Here is a 19,477-nt window from a genome sequence, read left to right on the forward strand (position 1 = left end):
GATCTGCAACAAACGCAAGAGCACAGCGAAAGTCCGGCAGAATGGCGCAACCCAACTCCCCGACACCCGAAGATCGGGCGGCATCCAAGAAAATCGGCGCTTTGGGGGCTTTGTGGCCATTCCTGTCACCCTACAAGGCTTTGATGGGCGGGGCGCTGGCCGCGTTGGTCACCACTGCAATGCTATCGCTGATTTTGCCACTGGCGGTCCGGCGGGTGATCGACAATTTCACGCTGACCGACACAAGCATTTTGGACCAGTACTTTGGCGCGGCTTTTGGCGTGGCCGCCCTTTTGGCGGTTGGCACGGCGCTGCGCTATTATCTGGTCACACGGCTGGGCGAACGGGTGATCGCCGACATTCGTGTGGCCGTGTTCGATCGCATGATCGGGATGAGCCCCGCGTTTTTTGAGCGGATCATGACGGGTGAGGTGTTAAGCCGGATCACAACAGACACAACGCTGATCCTGTCGGTGATCGGATCGTCGGTATCAGTGGCGCTGCGCAATGTTCTGATCCTTGTGGGTGGGATCGGTCTGATGTTGTGGACCTCGATGAAGATGACGGCACTTGTGCTGTGGCCGATCCCTGTTGTGCTGATCCCTGTGGTTTTGCTGGGGCGTCGGGTGCGGAACCTGAGCCGCGAAAACCAGGACCTGATCGCAGAAAGCTCTGGCGCTGCATCAGAGCAGTTGCTGGCCGCGCAGACCGTGCAGGCCTTTACGCACGAAGCGCTGTCACGGGGCAAGTTTGCCGACGTCACCGAAGCATCCTATCGGTCGGCTTTGCGGCGGATCATGACGCGTGCGCTGATGACGGCCATCGTGATCTTTATCGCATTTGCCAGCGTCGTAGGCTTTTTGTGGATGGGGGCCGCAGATGTGCAGGCGGGACTGATCAGCATCGGTGAACTGGTGCAGTTTATGATCTACACCATCATGGTCGCGGGCGCGCTGGGCGCCCTGACCGAGGTCTGGAGCGAATTGCAGCGTGCCGCGGGCGCCACCGAACGTCTGGTTGAATTGCTGAACGCCGAGGACGCGGTGCAGGATGTGGCGGCACCACTGCCGGTGCCGGATGTGCATCAGGGCGAGATCAGCTTTGACAGCGTCACCTTCCGCTATCCGGGCCGGCCTTTGGTGGCTGCGCTTGATGACGTGTCGCTGGTTGTCAAACCCGGTGAGACGGTGGCCCTTGTGGGGCCGTCAGGTGCGGGTAAATCGACGGTGATGCAGCTTTTGCAGAGGTTCTATGACCCGACTGACGGGGCGATCTATCTTGATGGCGTGCCGCTGGCGCAGATGCGGCGCGAAGATTTCCGCGCACAGATGGCGCTGGTGCCGCAGGACCCTGTGATTTTTGGTGACACTGCGCGCGAAAACATCCGTTTTGGCCGACCCGATGCCAGCGATGCCGAGGTTGAGGCGGCAGCCAAGGCGGCTGCGGCGCATGACTTCCTGATCGCACTGCCGGACGGCTATGACAGCTATGTGGGCGAGCGCGGGGTCATGCTGTCGGGTGGTCAGAAGCAGCGGATCGCGATTGCGCGTGCAATTCTGCGCGATGCGCCGATCCTGTTGCTGGATGAGGCGACAAGTGCGCTGGACGCGGAAAGCGAGCAGGCCGTTCAACGTGCCGTGGAAGAACTGGCGCGTGACCGGACAACACTGATCGTGGCGCACCGGTTGGCGACTGTGAAAAAGGCCGACCGGATTGTGGTCTTCGAAGAGGGCCGGATCGTGGCGCAGGGCACGCACGACAGTCTGGTGGCCGAAGGCGGGCTTTATGCGCGGTTGGCGCGTTTGCAATTCACGGCCGGTGTCGCCGCCGAATAGGCGGGTTTGATCCAGCGGTGCGGCTGCGCCGCACGTCATTTTTGGGTGGGTGCCAGCAGGGCTGGCACGTGGAGGTTTTGCACCTCCACACCTCCGCAAAGTATTTTCGTCCAAAAGAAGACGGGGCGGGGCGCCATAAAACGCCGCGTCAGACTTGCTTATTTGCAGCGGGTTTCGCATCGTATCCGGCAGGGAGAGCACGTCGGGGCGATGTGCAGCAATAAGAATAAAGGGAGAATGCGCCAATGACCTACGCGTCAATTGCCGACCGCGATGCAATCCAGGACGAAATGCCGTGGGGCGAACGTGACTTGCCAGTCACCACCTATGCGCAATTGACCAAAACAGCGACAGCCCATCCGGGCCGCAAGGCCGTCAGTTTCCAGCTGTTTTCGGGTCCGACCGATCCGTGTGAGACACTGACCTGGCAGGACCTCCTGGACCAGACCACGCAAACCGCCAACATGTTCCGCGACATGGGCGTGGGCGAGGGCGATGTGGTGGCCTATCTGCTGCCAAATGCGACCGAGACGATCCTGACGTATCTTGGCGGGCAAGTTGCAGGCATCGTGAACCCGATCAACCCGCTGCTTGAGGCTGACCAGATTGCGGCAATTCTGCGCGAGACAAAGGCCAAGGTGCTTGTGACGCTGCGGGCGTTCCCGAAGACAGACGTGGCCCAGAAAGCGGCAGAGGCCGTGGCGATGGCACCCAATGTCAAGACCGTCGTCGAGGTTGATCTGCACCGCTATCTGACCGGTCTAAAGAAATACATCGTGCCGCTGATCCGGCCCAAGAACCCTGTGACGCACACGGCTAAGGTTGTGCAGTTTCAGGCCGAGATGGCCAAACAGCCCAAAACGCTTTCATTTGCCGACAGCGAGACGGATCGTGTGGCCGCGTATTTCCATACGGGTGGCACGACGGGTATGCCAAAGGTTGTGCAGCATCGCTATTCCGGCATCGTCTATAACGCGTGGCTGGGTGCGCGATTGTTGTTCACTGAAGAAGACGTTCAGATTTGTCCGCTGCCGCTGTTCCACGTTTTTGCAACCATCGTATCATTGGGCGCATCGCTTGGCTCTGGTGCGCATGTGGTTTTCCCCACACCGCAGGGCTATCGCGGTGAGGGCGTATTCGACAATTTCTGGAAGCTGATCGAGCGTCATAAGGTGACGTTCATGATCACGGTCCCAACTGCGCTGTCCGCGCTGATGCAGCGTAAGGTGGATGCGGATATTTCCACATTGCGGATCGCGTTCTGTGGATCGTCGCCGCTGCCACTTGAGCTGTATCGCCGGTTTGAAAAGGCCGTGAACGCCGAAAAGGGCCCCAACGACGAGCAGCTTTCGATCTGCGAAGGTTACGGTCTGACGGAGGCCACGTGCCTTGTGTCGATCAACCCGCCTGACGGTGAAAAGCGCGTCGGCTCAATCGGGATCGCGTTCCCCTACTGTAATGTGCGCATCGTCGACACGGCCACAGGCATGGATTGCAAGACCGACGAGATAGGCGAGATTTGTGTGTCAAATCCCGGTGTCTACAGCGGCAAGACCTATACCGAGGCCGACAAGAACAAAGATCTGTTCTATCCGGGTGACGATAGCGACGGGCAGTTCTTGCGCACAGGCGATCTGGGCCGGATCGATCCCGAAGGATACTTGTGGATCACAGGCCGTGCCAAGGACCTGATCATTCGTGGCGGTCACAACATTGATCCCGCCGAGATTGAAGAGGCGTTGGCAGGTCACGACATGGTCGCCTTTGCGGGCGCCATCGGCCAGCCCGATGCCCACGCCGGCGAAGTGCCTTGCGCTTATGTCGAGCTTGTCGACGGAGCAAGTGTCAGCACTGATGACCTGCTGGCCTATGCCAACGAGCGCATTCACGAACGCGCGGCGTATCCAAAGCACCTTGAGGTAATGGACGAGTTGCCAAAGACCGCTGTGGGCAAAATCTTCAAGCCCGATCTGCGCAAGAAGGCGATCACGCGGGTCTTTGATGGCGCGCTGAGCAAGGCCGGTGTGAACACATCCATTGCCATGGTGACCGAGGACAAGAAGCGCGGTCTGGTCGCCAAGGTTGCGCGCGCCGAAGGCGTGTCAGACGCGGATGTGAGCAAGGTTCTGGGCGATTATGCGAACCCGTGGGAATGGGCAGACGCATAGGCCCACGCCCGCGCATGTCATTGATCTGCGCGATGTTTCCTCTTCTGGCGGCCTGTAGCGGGCCGCCGGATGCCGTTCGGGGCTATGAAAGCCCGCATATTATCGAAAACAATCGTGGCGGCTATCTTAACGACGCGATTGCCGAGCGTAGACGCCTTGCAGCATGGGGCGGCGCTGTCGAAATTCGCGGTGTTTGCAATTCGGCCTGCGTGATGTTCACGACCTTGCCCAATGCCTGCCTGAGCCCCGATTTGCAGCTTGGATTTCACCGCTCCAGCAGCCCCATCGGCGCGTTTGTCGGCAATGCGCAGCTTTCGCAGTTCTTTCGCGGGGGCGTGAAACGGATGTTTGACGATGTCTGGAGCAAGCTGCCCGACGGTGAGTTTGCGACGATCTCAGCGCAGGAGTATGTGCAGCTAGATCCGCAAAGCCGGATCTGTGGGTCCTAAAATCCCTGACCAAATTGAAGTTTCGCACGCGGACATGCGCTTGCGCGGTCGAGACACGACTAATGTGTATGGAGTCGGTTTGCGCGGGAGGGGAAGCGGATGGTGCTGTGAGAGAGGATTGAACTCTCGACCTCACCCTTACCAAGGGTGTGCTCTGCCACTGAGCTACCACAGCATCCGTGACGTGCGAATTAGCGGCAATCGTCAAATGGTGCAAGCCCTCACTGGACGGTTTTTGTCGCACGCTGTAACAGGGTGGACATGAAGCAGACCGCAGGAAAATCCGCTAAGGCCGCGCAGACCCGCGAAGACAGGTTGAAGGCCGCTTTGAAGGCCAATATGGCCAAGCGGAAGGCGCAGGCGCGCGCGCGTGCGCAGGATGCAGACCAACAAGAAAATGAAAAGAAAGCGTAGGCAGGTATGGACTCAATCGTCGTAAAGGGTGGCAGCGAATTGCGCGGCCAGATCCACATTGCCGGGGCCAAGAACGCGGCACTCACGCTGATGCCGGCCACGCTTTTGAGCGAGGAGCCGCTGACGCTGACCAATGCGCCGCGCCTGTCCGATATCGCCACCATGACGCAGCTTTTGCAATCGCTGGGCGCCGAGATCACGTCGATGCAGGACGGCAAGGTGCAGGTCATGTCGACACATGGCGAGATCAACACAACCGCCGACTACGAGATCGTGCGCAAGATGCGAGCCTCCAATCTTGTGCTGGGGCCGCTGCTGGCGCGTGAAGGGCACGCAATCGTGTCATTGCCCGGTGGCTGTGCGATTGGTGCGCGCCCGATGGATATCCATACGGACGGTCTGGAAAAGATGGGCGCGTCGATTGAGCTGAAAGATGGTTATCTGCACGCAAAGGCTGCGGGTGGTAAGCTTAAGGGCGCGGTTATCGATTTTCCCTTTGCCTCTGTCGGTGCGACCGAGAATATCATGATGGCGGCCACGCTGGCCAAAGGCACAACGGTCATTAACAACGCCGCCCGCGAGCCTGAAATTGTTGATCTGGCCACTTGCCTGCGCAGCATGGGCGCACAGATCGAAGGCGACGGCACATCGACGATCACCGTGCAGGGCGTGGACCGCCTTGGCGCTGCAACGCACCCTGTTGTCACCGACCGGATCGAGCTTGGCACCTATATGCTGGCTCCCGTGTTCTGCGGTGGCGAGGTCGAGTGTCTGGGTGGCCGCATGGATCTGGTGTCGTCGTTCGTCGAAAAGCTGGATGCGGCTGGCGTGGATGTGACCGAAACCAAGGCGGGCCTGAAGGTGAAACGCCGTGGCGACCGCCCCAAGGCGGTTGATGTTACAACAGAGCCATTCCCGGGATTTCCGACAGACCTGCAAGCGCAGATGATGGCGATGCTCTGTCTGGCCGAAGGGACATCGGTGCTGGAAGAAAAGATTTTTGAGAACCGCTTTATGCACGCGCCCGAACTGGTGCGCATGGGCGCGGACATTGACGTGCAGGGCGGCACGGCGACTGTAACGGGTGTGGCCGGTCTGAAAGGTGCGCCTGTCATGGCGACTGATCTGCGCGCATCTGTGTCACTGATCCTTGCGGGCCTCGCAGCCGAAGGTGAAACGGTCGTGAACCGCGTCTATCACCTTGATCGCGGTTACGAGCACGTCGAGGAAAAACTTGGCGCGGTCGGGGCTAAGATCGAACGGGTGCAGGGATCATGAGCGATGATGCGCGGTTTGAAGACGGTGGCGATGCGCCGCTGCGGCTGAGGGCGCTGGATAGCGATGACCTGACAGTGATCGCGGCGCTTGTGCAGGACGCGATCTTTCCCGCCGTTGAAATGCGCTTTGATCGCAAAGCGCGCCGCTTTGCGCTATTGCTGAACCGTTTCCGTTGGGAAGACGCGTCAAACGCGCAAAAGCGGGCGCGTGACTTTGAACGTGTGCAGGCCGTGCTTGCGTTTGAAGACGTGATGGCGGTCAGGACGCAAGGCGTAAGCAAGGCCGATCCGGATATGATCTATTCGCTTTTGGCCGTTGAATTTGTCCCAGCCGAAGACGGCGCGGGACAGGTGATGCTGACACTTGCAGGCGATGGCGCGATTGCGCTTGAGGTGGAAACGCTCGAAGCTGTGCTGCGCGATGTGACACGCCCCTATATCGCGCCGTCACGTCAGGCCCCATCGCACGACACCTGATAGATTGATGCGGGCACAGCGCCGCGCTATGTCAGCGGCCAAGGAGCCTGCCATGCCACAGTTTTTATCCACCACCGAAGCAGATTTCGAAAGCCGTTTTGCCGGACTTTTGTCCGCCAAGCGCGAGGATAGCCCTGACGTGGATCATGTCGTGGCTGACATTATTGCAGACGTGCGTGCGCGTGGCGATGCGGCGGTGATTGAGCTGACGGCCAAATTTGACCGGCTGGACCTGACAGCAGATACGTTGCGGTTTTCCCCCCAAGAGATTGCCGACGAATGCGAGAAAGTGTCCGACGAGGATCGCGCTGCGCTTGAACTGGCAGCGGACCGTATCCGGGCCTACCACGCGCGCCAGATGCCTGAAGATGCGCAATGGACGGATGACGCCGGGGCCAAGCTGGGCTGGCGCTGGACGGCCGTGTCAGCAGCGGGGCTTTATGTGCCCGGCGGTCTGGCGTCCTATCCATCGTCTGTGCTGATGAACGCGATCCCTGCCAAGGTCGCGGGGGTAGAGCGGTTGGCGATTGTCTGCCCGACACCTGGCGGCGTTGTGAACCCGCTGGTGCTGCTGGCAGCACAGATCGCGGGCGTGGACGAGATTTACCGCATCGGCGGGGCGCAGGCGGTGGCGGCGTTGGCCTATGGCACAGACACGATTGCCCCCGTGGACAAGATCACCGGACCGGGCAATGCTTTTGTCGCGGCGGCAAAACGGCGTGTATTCGGCAAGGTCGGCATCGACATGATCGCAGGTCCGTCAGAGATTCTTGTGATTGCGGATAAGGACAATGATCCCGACTGGATCGCACTTGATCTGCTGTCACAGGCCGAACACGACGAAAGCGCGCAATCGCTGCTGATCACCGATGATGCGGCTTTTGGTCAGGCGGTGGCGGAGGCCGTGGACAAGCGGCTTGAAACGCTGGAGCGTCGCGCGATTGCGGGGCCCAGCTGGCGCGATTTTGGTGCGGTGATCACCGTGCGCGATATGTCCGAGGCCGTGACCTTGTCCGACCGGATCGCGCCGGAACACCTTGAACTGTGCGTGGCCGATGCCGAAGGCATGGCGCAGGACATTCGTCACGCAGGCGCCATCTTTATTGGTGGTTGGACGCCAGAGGCGATTGGTGATTACATCGGCGGGCCGAACCACGTGCTACCCACCGCACGCTCGGCACGGTTTTCAAGCGGGCTTTCGGTGATGGATTTTGTGAAACGTACGACACTGGCGCAAATGACACCGGCCGCCTTGCAGGCGATTGGCCCCTCAGCGGCGCGGCTTGCAGCGTCAGAAAGCCTTGAGGCGCACGGCCTGTCGGTATTGGCCCGTCTGGACCGGCTGAACGGGGGTGACGCATGAGCAAGATTACCCATATCGAGATTGACGACAGTGGCCTGCCCACGCCCACGCCCGAGATCGAGCAAGAGCGTAAGGTCGCCATGTTTGATCTGCTCGAGGACAACAGCTTTGTCCTGCCCGCGCGCGAGGATCGTGACGTGCCAGCTGGCCCGTATCGGCTCGCGCTTAGCATCCGCGAACGGCGGCTGGTCTTTGATATTGCGCAGGAAGATGAAACTTCCGCGGGTGAATTCCATTTGTCGCTTGGCCCGTTCCGGCAGGTGGTCAAAGACTACTTCCAGATTTGCGAAAGCTATTTCGAGGCGGTGAAAACCATGCCGCCCAGCCAGATCGAAACCATCGACATGGCCCGGCGCGGTATCCACAACGAGGGCGCGCGCGTCCTGCAAGAGCGGCTGGAGGGCAAGGCAGAGGTCGATACCGACACCGCCCGTCGCCTGTTCACCCTGATCTGCGTGCTGCATTTCGGAGGCTAGGGTGAGCGGGGAGGAGCCAACATATGATCCTCTGCCGCAGTCGGTCCTGTTTTGCTGCGACCACAACGCCGTCCGGTCGCCTATGGCCGAAGGGATCATGAAAAAGCTTTATGGCACGGACTGTTATGTGCAGTCGGTGGGCGTGAAGAACGATCTGGAGATCGACGGCTTTGCGATTACCGTTTGCGCCGAGATCGGGGTCGAACTGTCGCGCCACCGCTCGCGCAGCTTTGACGAAATGGAAGACTGGGGGGATGATTTGTCGTCCTTTGATCTGGTGCTTGCCCTGTCACCCGCCAGCCAGCGCCGCGCGCTTGATCTGACGCATGTGTTTCATCTGGATGTCGAATATCTGCCAGTGATGGACCCTACCGGCATGGGCGATGATCGCGAGGCGCGTCTCGTCCGTTACCGCGAGGCGCGTGACCAGATTCGCAAACACCTGATTGCCCGCTGGGGCCCCGGACAGGACGCCGCGTGAAAGGCTGGCTGATCGGCGGCGCCGTTAGTGTTCTGATGCTGATCGTCGCGCCGTTTGTCCTTTTGGCTGTCTATCTCAAGGTTGAGGACGCGCCACGCGGCAGCTTTCTGTATCACACCGGTATTCCTGGTTATGTCAAAGCGATGCCTGTCCTTGAGGTTTGCGGCGACGATCCGCTTTACAGCTACGAAGGGCGTGATGGTGAACGCACGGCGTTCGGGGACGTGACATATCGCAGTGCGCTCGCTGTAAGTGACGCGAAGGATGTGATGACAAAGGCGTTGGTCCCGTTGGGATGCGACCTGCGGGACAGCTATGCCAGCGGGCAATCCTTTACTTGCGGTCTGTATTTGTCGGTGAACGTCACGATGATCGCAGGCGACGAATGCACCGATCTGCGTATTTCGCTGGTGGGGGACGGGCCGCTTCCGGCTATGCAGTAGCGTGACGCGGCGGGCGATTGGTCCACCGCATCCACGGGGGCACACGGTCTTCGCGCAGGATGCGGCGCAGCGGGGTTTTGATGATCGCGAAAGACACCGCGATGGCCATCAGGCACCAGATGGCGGGCTGTTCGTGGATATTGTCAGTCAACAGCTTAGCCAGCATGGGGCCAGAGAGCAGCAGATACAGCGCAAACTTCCACGAGCCATAAAGCGCCGGCATCACAAATGCGACGATCGCATAGCCGGGCATCCCGTGCGGGAAGGGGCGGACGCCTGCAATTTCAAACGCTGCCAGCGGATTGCCAAAGCCGTTCAGCGGCAGCAGCCACGCCAGATGCCAATTGCCTGCCACCGTGCACATTTGCGGTCCGCACAAGGCGCGACGTGGATCGCAGGTGCCAGCAAATTCAAAGGGATAGACGTTCAGGATCAGCGACATCGTCACCACGCCGCAAGCCAGCATGACCGGCAGAAGAATACGCGCCCGCACCTGTGGCGGCACAAAATGCAAAGCCATCAGGTTCACGAAAAATGGCTGAAACGCGATATGCAGGTATCCCAGAAGCGTCAGGAACTGGTTGCGCGGTAAATCGCACTGGTTCAGCACCGGATAGCTGAATGCCTGAATGATCTCCATCAGGCTGAAATAGCCGATGGTCATCCACATGACAGGCGGCTCTTTCTTATACCAAAGATAGGCTGATGCACTGACGCCGACAGTAGCCCACACAACCGATGCTTCGGTGCTCCAACACATTCATTCAAATCCCGCGCAGTAATTGCGACACCTTGGCGGCAAAACCATTGCTGATCAAAGGTAAATTCAGCTTTAGGCTTGATATTTGCCCTGTGCAGGCGCATGTAACGCTCCGTGCGGGATATCCGCATGACAACACTCAGGAGAGACCATGGCCAAGGAAGAACTGCTCGAATTTCCCGGCGTCGTAAAGGAACTCCTGCCAAATGCGACATTTCGGGTCGAGCTGGAAAACGGCCATGAGATCATCGCACATACGGCAGGCAAGATGCGCAAGAACCGCATCCGCGTTCTGGCTGGCGACAAAGTCCAAGTCGAGATGACACCCTACGATCTGACCAAGGGTCGGATTAACTATCGCTTTAAGTAATATGCGCTTGGGCTGCGTGCGGGTATCCGTAAAATGACGACCCTGCCGCCCGATCCCGCGTTGAAACTGGTGCTTGGCTCCGGCTCGCCACGGCGGCTGGAGATTTTGGCGCTGGCAGGGATCAGCCCTGCCGCCGTGCGTGCGCCGGATATCGATGAAGATCCGCAGTATGCCGAACTGCCCCGCGATTATGTAAACCGGATTGCCCGCGCCAAGGCCGACGCCAGCCTTGTTGCAGATGATGAGGTTGTGCTGTGTGCCGACACCACTGTCGCACTTGGCCGCCGGATCATGGGCAAGCCTGCTGATGCGGACGAAGCGGCGGCGTTCTTGCGCGCGCTCGCTGGACGCAGGCACCGCGTTATCACGTCCGTTGCAGTCAAACGCGGTGATCGTATCTGGCAAAAAGACGTGCAATCCGCTGTCGCCCTGAAACGGCTCACCCAACGCGAGATTGATTGGTATCTGGCCACAGGTGACTGGCAGGGCAAGGCAGGCGGTTATGCCATCCAAGGACCAGCCAGCGCCTTTGTTACATGGATCAACGGGTCGTTTCACGCGGTCATGGGGCTGCCATTGCCTGAAACGCTCGGCCTGCTGACCGCGGCTGGCTACCCCTTGTTTGGAGATACGAAATGAAGGGCCGCACGATTGTTCTGGATCATTTGAACGGGGTCGAGGCTGCGGCTTTGCTGGTTGATGGCAAGCTGGATGACCTGCTGATCGACAATGAAGATGCGCCGCGCCCCGGTGCGATCTTTCGCGCGATTTGTGATCGTCCATTGAAAGGGCAGGGCGGGATGATGCTGCGCCTGCCGGACGGTGAGACAGCGTTTTTGCGGCAAGGCAAAGGGTTACGCCCCGGTCAGCCGCTGTTGGTGCAGGTCACGGGCTATGCCGACGATGGCAAAGCGGTGCCCGTCACGGACCGCGTGCTGTTCAAAAGCCGTTACGCCATCGTCACACCCGGCAAGCCCGGCCTGAACATCTCGCGCCAGATCACGGACGAGGAAGAGCGTGATCGCCTGCACGGCATCGCCCACAGCGTGCACGAGGGCGACCACGGATTGATCCTGCGGTCGGCCTGCTTTGCCGCGCCAGACGACGAGATCGCCGAGGATATTTCCGCCATGCTCGATATGGCTGACGCCATCATGGCCGATGTCGATGGGATCGCCGAGGCGCTGACAGAAGGTGACGGACCGCACGTGCTTGCGTGGCGCGACTGGACGGCGAAGGCCGATGTCGTCACCGACGCGGGTGCATTTGAAAACTTGGGTGTGCTCGACCAGATTGATGCGCTTGGCAGTCCGCTCGTGCCGCTGGATGCCGGCACAATGTATGTTGAGCCAACGCGCGCTTTGGTCGCCGTTGATGTGAACACCGGCGGTGATACGTCGCCTGCCGCCGCGCTAAAGGCTAATCTTGCCGCCAGCCGTGCGTTGCCGCGCGCCTTGCGGCTGCGCGGTCTTGGCGGGCAGATCAGCGTCGATTTCGCGCCGATGTCAAAGGCGCACCGCAAGCAGGTCGAACAGTCCTTGCGAGCCGCTTTCAAGGCCTGTCCGATTGAAACCTCGCTTGTCGGTTGGACCCCGATGGGGCTTTTTGAACTTCAGCGCAAACGCGAACGCCTGCCTGTAACGCAGACGCTGCCAAAGGGGGTGTGATGGCCTGCCCGATTTGCAATCGCAAGACCGATCCCAAGTTGCGACCGTTCTGTTCAAAGCGCTGCGCGGACGTCGATTTGGCCAAATGGCTGACCGGCTCCTACGCCATTCCATCCGACAATCCCGACGACTATGATGCCTTGGCCGAGGAGTTGGACGAGGCAGGTCGCAAACCACATTGATTTTGCGCATTTAGGCTCTGGACACCCCCGCATTCCCCGCCTAAAACCCCGCTACCCGATGGACATGTCCATCCCGGTGCCCGGGTAGCTCAGGGGTAGAGCAGTGGATTGAAAATCCTCGTGTCGGTGGTTCGATTCCGCCCCTGGGCACCATTTAAAACCTTTTTTTATCAGTTGGTTGCGCTGGATGCAGCGATACCGTTCAAGGCGTGTTTTTTCGGCTTGGGTATCGTTTGGGTAACAAAACTCCGATTTTGCGTCCAAATCACTCGACATGCACTAATATCTTTGTGCCAAGTTGGGCGGTTTCCAGACATTCGCTGCGGATGCAAATTAGGAAATGACTATGCAAAAAGCGGACTTTGTGTTTCACTTCGCGTAGAAGGCGGTCGAGCGTTTCAGTGAGCACGAGACTTAGAAGAGAATGCCTCAGGGATTTATCCAATCGTCGAAATGCGCATCGCCTGATTTTGGCAACGGATCTGCAGTTGGCGCTGTAATCGTTACGGGCATCCGCAAGCTTTCACCAAAAGCAATTGCTGTCTGGCGAGCTAAACCAGATATGCGCTTAACTTCACGCGCATCTGCCCATTCGCTAGAAGCTTGAACTGACGCCAGATCTCTATCTGAGGCCAACCGGAAAGATACCCAATTTCCGCACTGCGACAAAACCGTCTGCGAAATCTCTGACGGACGCTGTGTGCTTAGCCAGAGCGCCAAGCCAAATTTCCGGCCCTCTTTGGCCAGACGTTCGTAGGCAAGAGAGCTGGCTGTGTCACTCTCTCCAACACCGGTTGGGCGGAGGTAATGATGCGCTTCCTCCAGCACCAGTAAGGTAGGGACTTTTTTGTCTTGCCCACGTTCGAAGATCTCAAACGCGAAGAGCTCAAGCAATGAGCCTAGGATAAAGGGCATCAAATCGTGCGCGACTCGGCTTAAGTCAACGATATGGACCCTCCAATCAGAGTTCTCGTCTCCGAACAGGTTCGCCACCAAGTCGGTTGCCTCCGTCCTCCAGTCCAGCGGAGATGATCGGACTGCACCTTTTGTATCAACCACCGCAGAAAACATTGGATCCTCGACAAATCGGTTGATCCGATTTACTAGTGGGGCAACGTTCCCGTATTGAAAGGCGTTTCTTTCCCAACCATTGCGACCGTTGGAGAGAGCATAACTCTCGGCGACTAAAGGACCGAGTGCTTTCATCGGCGGCCAAGAGCGGACTTCGTCGGCACTTTTATCCTGAAGTGCGGACACTCGGAGATGCGCTTGCTGCGCATTACCACTTCGACAATCGTCAAACAAAAATGGAGTGGTATCAGTCGCAATGCCAACACCTGAGCCACGATCGATCCATTTTACCCTATTTAATGATTCTAAGGCGAACATCAGCGCCGGGCGCTGTGTTTTCTCACTGGGCATAAGTAGGCGCTGAAGTCCGTGCCTACCTAGTGCAAAGTAGGGAACCTTATAGCCGCCCTCACCGATTTCCGTATTCTTAATCCAGCTTGGGTCAACGCCATCCGAGAAGGCCTGCGCATACTCCCCATTAATGTCAAATATAACCGTTCGTGAACGGGGCAATTTTACGATTTGTTGAAGGATAGCCGCCGTGAAACAGCTTTTTCCTTGGCCAGAACTGCCAAGCACGGCGACATGTTTGCTGATAAGGCTTTGTATATCGACGTGGACTGGTGTGTTGCTTCGAAGCTCATTTCCAATTTGGATTGACGTCGGCGTGTCTCCACTGCGTCCCAATACGATCCTTTGTTCATCCGCGATGAGCGGATAGACCATTGCGCCTAGAGCGGGTGTCGAGAGGGAGTCTGCCAGAAATTCTGGCTCACCTTCCTTACGTGTGAGCTTGCCGACGACAAGGCCGACTACGTGTCGGAGGGGTTCCGCCGACAGAGGATTCTGACCAATGGATCGTCGATGAACTTCACTAGGTTCGGCAAAACTGATTGACTTTACCCTTAGAAGCAGAAGCCGGTCTCCAGCGTCTATCCCCAGCAAGCTGCCCATCTCCGTCACTGTAGATACACCGTGTGTGTGTCCAGCGACCATGCCTCTATGGTGGTCCATAACATTCAGAGTTACTTCTGCACCATCAATTTTGACCACGTAACCGATGGACGACCTTCCTATCACGCCCCTTCACCGGCTTCGCCTTTTTCAGATGTGAAGCCCCTCAGTCTTTCCTCGAGTTTTCTGAGGTCGTCATCATAAATCGACGGTTCAGGTAAATGGCTTACGAAACCGTCAAAATATGAGTCAGGCCCTCCACCAACAAAGGTGACTCTTGGGCTTTCGAGCGACAAGAGGTTCTGAGCGGCGATGGGGAGTGCGCTGATGCTGTCGGGTCCAGAGAAAGCGGGCAGATACACCACCAGTTGAAAGGTTGGATTTAGTAGTGCTGATACTAATAGCCTATTTATGTGTTCATCACCGAAACCATAACCAGACACTAAGAGCGCCGATTGAGGGCGAGCAAGAAACTCAGAATATCGACGGAACAATTCGCCCAATACAAAGCCAACGGTCTGAATGTACTTTGCTGCGCTAGGCAGCACAGTGAAGGCCAAATCGTCCGTCTTTCCGTCAGTGAACGACTGAATTTCTTGTCGTGCCTCCGTTGCTTGAATCTCGTAAAACTGACCCGAAACTTCTTTCCATGTCAGTGACCCGTGCAGCTTCGCCAAATAAACATTGTAAGATCCAAATTGCGCCTCTCCCTTTGCTTGGACGTTCCTAAAGCCAAGATCAAAGCTCTGTGGCGAGAAGCGGCGAGAGTGAAGCCCCATAAAACCGTTGATCAAATTTAGATCGATTGAGTCTGCGGCCCACTCAATCGAAAGGTCATAGTTTGTGGTGAACAACCAAGGTGCAGCCTGCCCAGGCTGTCGTGCGCTTGTAAGTCTTTGTAATAGTAGGCGATGTGATGCTAGTCGCCCTTCTTGATGTCCAACACCTTCGGGCGTTTCCCACCATTTTTGATCCAAGACCGACGCCCTGACCAAAGCACGGTAGATCGCTGCACGGGCTTTCTTTGCGGGAGCCAGCGAGGCTTCTTTCGACCTTTCCCACTCAGCGATGGATATTGCTAAGGTGTCAAGGAGGCGCTCAACGTTAGGGGCATCAGTTTTTGGCTCTATGCCGGGCATGCCTCTTGGAGCGACATATTTGTTGGCAATTAACCAACTCAGTTCTTCGGCCGAATGAGCTTCAAAATCGCTCCAAAGCTGGGCCATGGTTTTCCCACCGCATCCAACCGACGCACCCGCACCGAGCAACACACCAACGTTTTCCATGCGCAACAGCGATGCCAAATGGGCGGTCAATTCAATATCGTCTTTGAGTTCAATATTCCCCCGAATTGCAATCATTGAAAAAATACCTTCCCCGGCGGAAATACTTCACTGCTACAATTATTTAGAAGACGTTTGCATAGTTATCTCGAATTTGGAACCTGATTAATGTGATTAACGGCTAGGTGTTGAAGGCGGTTTGCATCTGTCTGGACACTTCGCTGGAACCTGTCGGATTGACACCGGCACGCTTGCAGCGAATGTTCGTCACACCCCCAAAAGAGCGCTTTGTTCATACTGCGGCCGTTCGGTGTCCTGCCGCTTACACTTCAACTAACTATCTAAGGACTACTCCATGCCTGATTTCGTTAATGGATCGGAACTGAATCAGCGCTTGAGCGCCGCGCTCGGTTCGGGTGTCGATGCTGACTTTGCCGTCGCTTTCTGGGGCGCGGGTGCCGCCGAGGCGCTTGGCATTCAGGATGGCTCCGGAATGCGGATCGTCTGCAACCTCGTGAGTGGCGGTACGAACCCGAGCGAGATCCGCACCCTACGCATGCTGGGAGCTGACGTCCGGCAGCTGAACGACTTACATGCTAAGATCGGCGTAATCGGCGACATGTCTTTCGTGGGATCGTCCAACATGTCGACCAACGGCCTCGGCGCCGAAGGGAATGACACAGGCTGGCGCGAGGTAAACGTCGTGTATGGCAACGTCCGCACTGAGATCGCGCGGATGTTCGAAACTTTCTGGCAAGCTGCCACGAAGATCAACGAGGCTGACCTTGAGGCTGCGGCGGCGGCATGGGCCAGACGTCAGCAGGGGAATGCCGTGGTTGCGGCAAGGCGAGGAGACCGCAGCTTGGTCGACGTCCTGCTGACGGCACCGGCGGAACTCGATGCCCTGAACGTCAGGATGGTCGTGTATGATACCGTGACGGATGCCAACGATCTGGCTGTTTTAGAAATAGGTGACAGGCAGGCCCGCGACCAGTATGGCCAAGCTTTCGAGACGTATTGGGACTGGGACAGCATGACCACTGATGCCGCGACGGCGTACCTAGTCGACTACGACTGGCCTGCCCGTGGGGAAATCGCGAGAGGGATGCTCTATCGCAGGAACGCAGGTGATTTTCCAGATTTCGAGCAGAACGGGGAAACCTTTCACGCTGCCTACGAGATCGACCACATTGAGGGGATCACGTTCGGGAAAGCGGACAGAGCCCTTATCCGCAGGGCATTCCACGCCTATGTCCGTGATGGCGCGAGCGGGGAAGAGGAAGAACAGCGGGCTTACAACTTTCCAATCTCGGAACTAGCATCTTATCTTTCTGAAGTTGGCTAACTGCTACAAGATTTCAAGCTGTGCGAAGTGGCGTCCCAAGGAACCATCACGGGCTGAACTAGACCTTCGTACAAGAGGTAGAAAAAGCCCGTTTCGTCCCGCATGATGTGAGTTCAGCTGGGCGTCAGTCTCGCGCTTGCAGCGAATGTCGGCAATGTGATCTGCGAACGCGGCATCTGGACACCACGCTCGAGGTCGGCTCTGGGCCGTCCGATACGGGGCTAGGCGGCGCAAGAGTTAACATGCTGCTCTAGCTCCAAGGTCGGCAGTGAGCCCACTTTGACCAATGCTGCGGATCGAACCAATGACCGCTTTGAGACTAATGTGCATGATGCTGCATGACGCACCAAGGTCCGCTAAGCGTATCGAACTGGCTGCACACCTGCATCGAATTCAATCCGCCGCAGCCGAAATGTTGGGCCCTCTACGACGTCAGGTCGGCCGATCCTATCAATTCGAAAATGCCGAACATTTTCACGGCTTGGGTCCCATGCAACCAGATACCAAAGCGGCGGCAAGATCAGCATGGCCTGAGGTTCGACGCAGCGCTGCGTCTTTGCGCCTTTTGCATCGACGTAATCGAATTGCAGAGATAACTGTTCAAGAAATGCCCGCTCAAAAGCAGGGAGCAGCCCACTATCGATCTCTCCGACATTCGAGATATCGACTTGCGGCGCCAGTGGCCCAACATAGAGGCATTCCAACAATCGTCGGAGGTCGCGCAGCTTGTCTGGCGGCAGGGACTTCTCGATCTTGGAAAGCCCGCTGTCAGCCAAGCGGGCAAAGGGAAGCGATCCGGCGGCACGCATGCTCGATATGCCAATTATCATTGCGAAGACCTCAGGCACAGACAGTTTGGCCGTTGTTTGTACCGACGTTGGGTCAAGGTAGAGTCCCCCGCCACGGCCCTGCTCGGCGATGATTACGTAGCCCTCGTCCCGGAGGGCAGAGAGATCGCGCAAGATGGTGCTGCGCGATGCCCCAACTTCTTCACACAAAGCTTCGATCGTGGACGCCCCGCCTCGGCGGAGGCTTCGGACGATAGCGGCTTGTCGGGATCGGCTTTTCATTTTCCAAGTCTACTACAGAAAGGCGTCAGAATTTGATACCTTTAAGGGTTAATCCGGTGTTACCACAATCAATCCGGAGTACCACCATGACTACGATCCCCAATTTTCCTTCCCCCAAAGTGGTTGCCCTGAATGGCATTGAGCTCGAGGTCTTTGAGGCCGGGCAAGAGAACAAAGGCAACCCCATTGTACTGTGCCACGGTTGGCCTGAGCATGCCTTTTCCTGGCGTCACCAGATGCCAGCACTTGCTGCGGCAGGATACCATGTCATCGTTCCTAACCAGCGTGGCTACGGCAACTCTTCGCGCCCTGAGGATGTGACACAATACGACATCGCGCATCTGACGGGCGACCTTGCAGCACTCCTGGATCATTACGGATATGACGACGCGGTCTTCGTGGGACATGACTGGGGCGCAAACGTTGTTTGGAGCATGGCGCTCTTACATCCAACCCGCGTCAAGAAGATCATCAACCTCGCACTGCCCTATCAAGCTCGGACACCGATGCCGTGGATTGAGTTCATGGAAACCGTGTTTGGGGAGGACAATTACTTTGTCCACTTCAACCGCCAACCCGGCGTTGCAGACGCCATACTGGACAGCAATGCCAGATCGTTTCTACGCAACCTTTTCCGCAAGAACCTGCCAGCGCTGCCACCGGAACCTGGGATGATGATCATCAACCTTGCGCGGGCAGATGCACCGATGGGAGAGCCTGTGATGAGCGACGCGGACATCGATGTGTTCGTATCTTCCTTCGAAGAAACTGGCTTCACCGGGAGTATCAACTGGTACAGGAACATGGATCGAAACTGGCACCTTTTAGCGGATGTCGATCCAATCGTTCATCAGCCTGCATTGATGATCTACGGGACGCAGGACATGATCCCTCCCTCTGAGAACCTCGCGGATTTTGTCCTGAATGTTGAAGTGATCAAACTCGAGTGCGGCCACTGGATCCAGCAGGAAAGACCGCAAGAGACCACAGATGCAATCCTTGGCTGGTTGGCGCTCGATCTGGCCGCCTAAGCCTAGGAGGTCTGTGCCCTCCCGCTCGCTCGGAAGGCACAGGCCATCGCGATGTCTTCGGCCCAAAATGTGAATGACGGAATTTGTGTTCTAATGCCCGGGCGAGAACCTCCGTGAGACCGGCAGACATGAAAGCGGACCTTGGCGCAGCCGCAGCGAAATGGCGCTTTGTCCGCAAACTGTGAGTTCGAGCGGCCCCGGATTTTGCACTTGCAGCGAATGTCCGGTCTGACGGGCCGCAACGCAGCATCTCAGACTAACCGTGGAGGTCGGCTTTGGGCCGGTACTGTCGATGCAAGGTGAGTAAAAAATGCATGGACGCTAAGTAATCTAGGTGATGAATTTGTGGTTATCCATCAAT

The 19,477-nt window shown here is 57.6% G+C and carries 20 protein-coding genes and 2 tRNA genes; 17 read left to right on the forward strand and 5 right to left on the reverse strand.

What is annotated here, in order from left to right; genetic code table 11:
- Nucleotides 1-41: 41 nt before the first annotated feature.
- The 3 genes from V8J84_RS05130 (at nucleotide 42) to V8J84_RS05140 (ending at nucleotide 4,452) form a co-directional block, all read left to right on the forward strand.
- The gene (locus V8J84_RS05130; protein WP_339928653.1) at nucleotides 42-1,835 is read left to right on the forward strand and encodes an ABC transporter transmembrane domain-containing protein; all 1,794 of its coding nucleotides are present in this window, start codon (nucleotides 42-44) and stop codon (nucleotides 1,833-1,835) included.
- A 245-nt stretch (nucleotides 1,836-2,080) separates the two neighbouring features.
- Complete coding sequence (locus tag V8J84_RS05135; RefSeq protein WP_339928655.1) at nucleotides 2,081-4,003, forward strand: acyl-CoA synthetase; 1,923 nt, start codon at nucleotides 2,081-2,083, stop codon at nucleotides 4,001-4,003.
- Between the two features lie 14 nt (nucleotides 4,004-4,017).
- On the forward strand, nucleotides 4,018-4,452 hold the full coding sequence (locus V8J84_RS05140) for a hypothetical protein (protein ID WP_339928657.1): 435 nt from the start codon (nucleotides 4,018-4,020) through the stop codon (nucleotides 4,450-4,452).
- Nucleotides 4,453-4,552: 100 nt separating this feature from the next.
- On the opposite strand, the gene V8J84_RS05145 is transcribed toward V8J84_RS05140, so the two are convergent.
- Nucleotides 4,553-4,627, reverse strand: a tRNA-Thr gene (locus tag V8J84_RS05145).
- Nucleotides 4,628-4,713: 86 nt separating this feature from the next.
- Between V8J84_RS05145 and V8J84_RS05150 the strand changes: the two genes are divergently transcribed.
- Genes V8J84_RS05150 through V8J84_RS05180 form a run of 7 tightly spaced genes read left to right on the forward strand, consistent with a single transcriptional unit; the run spans nucleotide 4,714 to nucleotide 9,383 of the window.
- Nucleotides 4,714-4,866, forward strand: a complete 153-nt coding sequence (locus V8J84_RS05150) for a hypothetical protein (protein WP_339928659.1) — start codon at nucleotides 4,714-4,716, stop codon at nucleotides 4,864-4,866.
- 6 nt (nucleotides 4,867-4,872) lie between these two features.
- Nucleotides 4,873-6,144 carry a UDP-N-acetylglucosamine 1-carboxyvinyltransferase gene (gene murA / locus V8J84_RS05155; RefSeq protein WP_339928661.1) on the forward strand — a complete coding sequence of 424 codons (1,272 nt, stop codon included), beginning with the start codon at nucleotides 4,873-4,875 and terminating at the stop codon, nucleotides 6,142-6,144.
- Nucleotides 6,141-6,620, forward strand: coding sequence for a DUF2948 family protein (locus V8J84_RS05160; RefSeq protein ID WP_339928663.1), 480 nt, complete (start codon nucleotides 6,141-6,143; stop codon nucleotides 6,618-6,620). Before murA ends, V8J84_RS05160 begins: the two co-directional genes overlap by 4 nt.
- A gap of 52 nt (nucleotides 6,621-6,672) precedes the next feature.
- The gene (gene hisD, locus V8J84_RS05165) at nucleotides 6,673-7,983 is read left to right on the forward strand and encodes a histidinol dehydrogenase (RefSeq protein WP_339928665.1); all 1,311 of its coding nucleotides are present in this window, start codon (nucleotides 6,673-6,675) and stop codon (nucleotides 7,981-7,983) included.
- Complete coding sequence (locus tag V8J84_RS05170) at nucleotides 7,980-8,459, forward strand: UPF0262 family protein (protein WP_339928667.1); 480 nt, start codon at nucleotides 7,980-7,982, stop codon at nucleotides 8,457-8,459. Before hisD ends, V8J84_RS05170 begins: the two co-directional genes overlap by 4 nt.
- 1 nt (nucleotide 8,460) lies before the next feature.
- The gene (locus tag V8J84_RS05175; RefSeq protein WP_339928669.1) at nucleotides 8,461-8,940 is read left to right on the forward strand and encodes an arsenate-mycothiol transferase ArsC; all 480 of its coding nucleotides are present in this window, start codon (nucleotides 8,461-8,463) and stop codon (nucleotides 8,938-8,940) included.
- Nucleotides 8,937-9,383 carry a hypothetical protein gene (locus tag V8J84_RS05180; RefSeq protein ID WP_339928671.1) on the forward strand — a complete coding sequence of 149 codons (447 nt, stop codon included), beginning with the start codon at nucleotides 8,937-8,939 and terminating at the stop codon, nucleotides 9,381-9,383. Before V8J84_RS05175 ends, V8J84_RS05180 begins: the two co-directional genes overlap by 4 nt.
- Here the strand turns inward: V8J84_RS05180 and V8J84_RS05185 are convergent.
- Nucleotides 9,373-10,116, reverse strand: coding sequence for a DUF5765 domain-containing protein (locus V8J84_RS05185; RefSeq protein WP_339928673.1), 744 nt, complete (start codon nucleotides 10,114-10,116; stop codon nucleotides 9,373-9,375). The genes V8J84_RS05180 and V8J84_RS05185 overlap by 11 nt on opposite strands.
- A 178-nt stretch (nucleotides 10,117-10,294) precedes the next feature.
- Here V8J84_RS05185 and infA point away from each other — a divergent pair, with 178 nt between their 5' ends.
- From infA to V8J84_RS05210, 5 genes are all read left to right on the forward strand, one after another.
- Nucleotides 10,295-10,513 (forward strand): translation initiation factor IF-1, encoded by a 219-nt coding sequence (gene infA / locus V8J84_RS05190; protein WP_007205486.1) that lies wholly within the window; start codon nucleotides 10,295-10,297, stop codon nucleotides 10,511-10,513.
- 33 nt (nucleotides 10,514-10,546) lie between these two features.
- The gene (locus tag V8J84_RS05195; RefSeq protein WP_339928675.1) at nucleotides 10,547-11,152 is read left to right on the forward strand and encodes a Maf family protein; all 606 of its coding nucleotides are present in this window, start codon (nucleotides 10,547-10,549) and stop codon (nucleotides 11,150-11,152) included.
- Nucleotides 11,149-12,180, forward strand: coding sequence for a ribonuclease E/G (locus V8J84_RS05200; protein ID WP_339928677.1), 1,032 nt, complete (start codon nucleotides 11,149-11,151; stop codon nucleotides 12,178-12,180). The genes V8J84_RS05195 and V8J84_RS05200 overlap by 4 nt, the downstream gene beginning before the upstream one ends.
- Nucleotides 12,180-12,362, forward strand: coding sequence for a DNA gyrase inhibitor YacG (locus V8J84_RS05205; RefSeq protein ID WP_339928679.1), 183 nt, complete (start codon nucleotides 12,180-12,182; stop codon nucleotides 12,360-12,362). Before V8J84_RS05200 ends, V8J84_RS05205 begins: the two co-directional genes overlap by 1 nt.
- Before the next feature lie 78 nt (nucleotides 12,363-12,440).
- A tRNA-Phe gene (locus V8J84_RS05210) sits at nucleotides 12,441-12,515 on the forward strand.
- 276 nt (nucleotides 12,516-12,791) lie between these two features.
- Here V8J84_RS05210 and herA read toward each other — a convergent pair.
- Together herA and V8J84_RS05220 are read right to left on the reverse strand one after the other, a co-directional pair.
- Entirely contained in the window at nucleotides 12,792-14,513 is a 1,722-nt protein-coding gene (gene herA / locus V8J84_RS05215) for an anti-phage-associated helicase HerA (protein ID WP_339928681.1), read from the reverse strand.
- Nucleotides 14,510-15,748, reverse strand: a complete 1,239-nt coding sequence (locus tag V8J84_RS05220; protein WP_339928683.1) for an SIR2 family anti-phage-associated protein — start codon at nucleotides 15,746-15,748, stop codon at nucleotides 14,510-14,512. The genes herA and V8J84_RS05220 overlap by 4 nt, the downstream gene beginning before the upstream one ends.
- A gap of 277 nt (nucleotides 15,749-16,025) precedes the next feature.
- Between V8J84_RS05220 and V8J84_RS05225 the strand changes: the two genes are divergently transcribed.
- Nucleotides 16,026-17,015, forward strand: a complete 990-nt coding sequence (locus tag V8J84_RS05225) for a phospholipase D family protein (RefSeq protein ID WP_339928685.1) — start codon at nucleotides 16,026-16,028, stop codon at nucleotides 17,013-17,015.
- 356 nt (nucleotides 17,016-17,371) lie between these two features.
- Here the strand turns inward: V8J84_RS05225 and V8J84_RS05230 are convergent, their stop codons facing one another.
- The gene (locus V8J84_RS05230) at nucleotides 17,372-18,085 is read right to left on the reverse strand and encodes a helix-turn-helix transcriptional regulator (RefSeq protein WP_339928687.1); all 714 of its coding nucleotides are present in this window, start codon (nucleotides 18,083-18,085) and stop codon (nucleotides 17,372-17,374) included.
- 86 nt (nucleotides 18,086-18,171) lie between these two features.
- Between V8J84_RS05230 and V8J84_RS05235 the strand changes: the two genes are divergently transcribed.
- Nucleotides 18,172-19,116, forward strand: coding sequence for an alpha/beta fold hydrolase (locus tag V8J84_RS05235; protein ID WP_339928689.1), 945 nt, complete (start codon nucleotides 18,172-18,174; stop codon nucleotides 19,114-19,116).
- Nucleotides 19,117-19,477 lie beyond the last annotated feature (361 nt).

Origin of the sequence: Yoonia sp. 208BN28-4 (assembly GCF_037543925.1) — a bacterium.
Taxonomy (GTDB): Bacteria; Pseudomonadota; Alphaproteobacteria; order Rhodobacterales; family Rhodobacteraceae; genus Yoonia.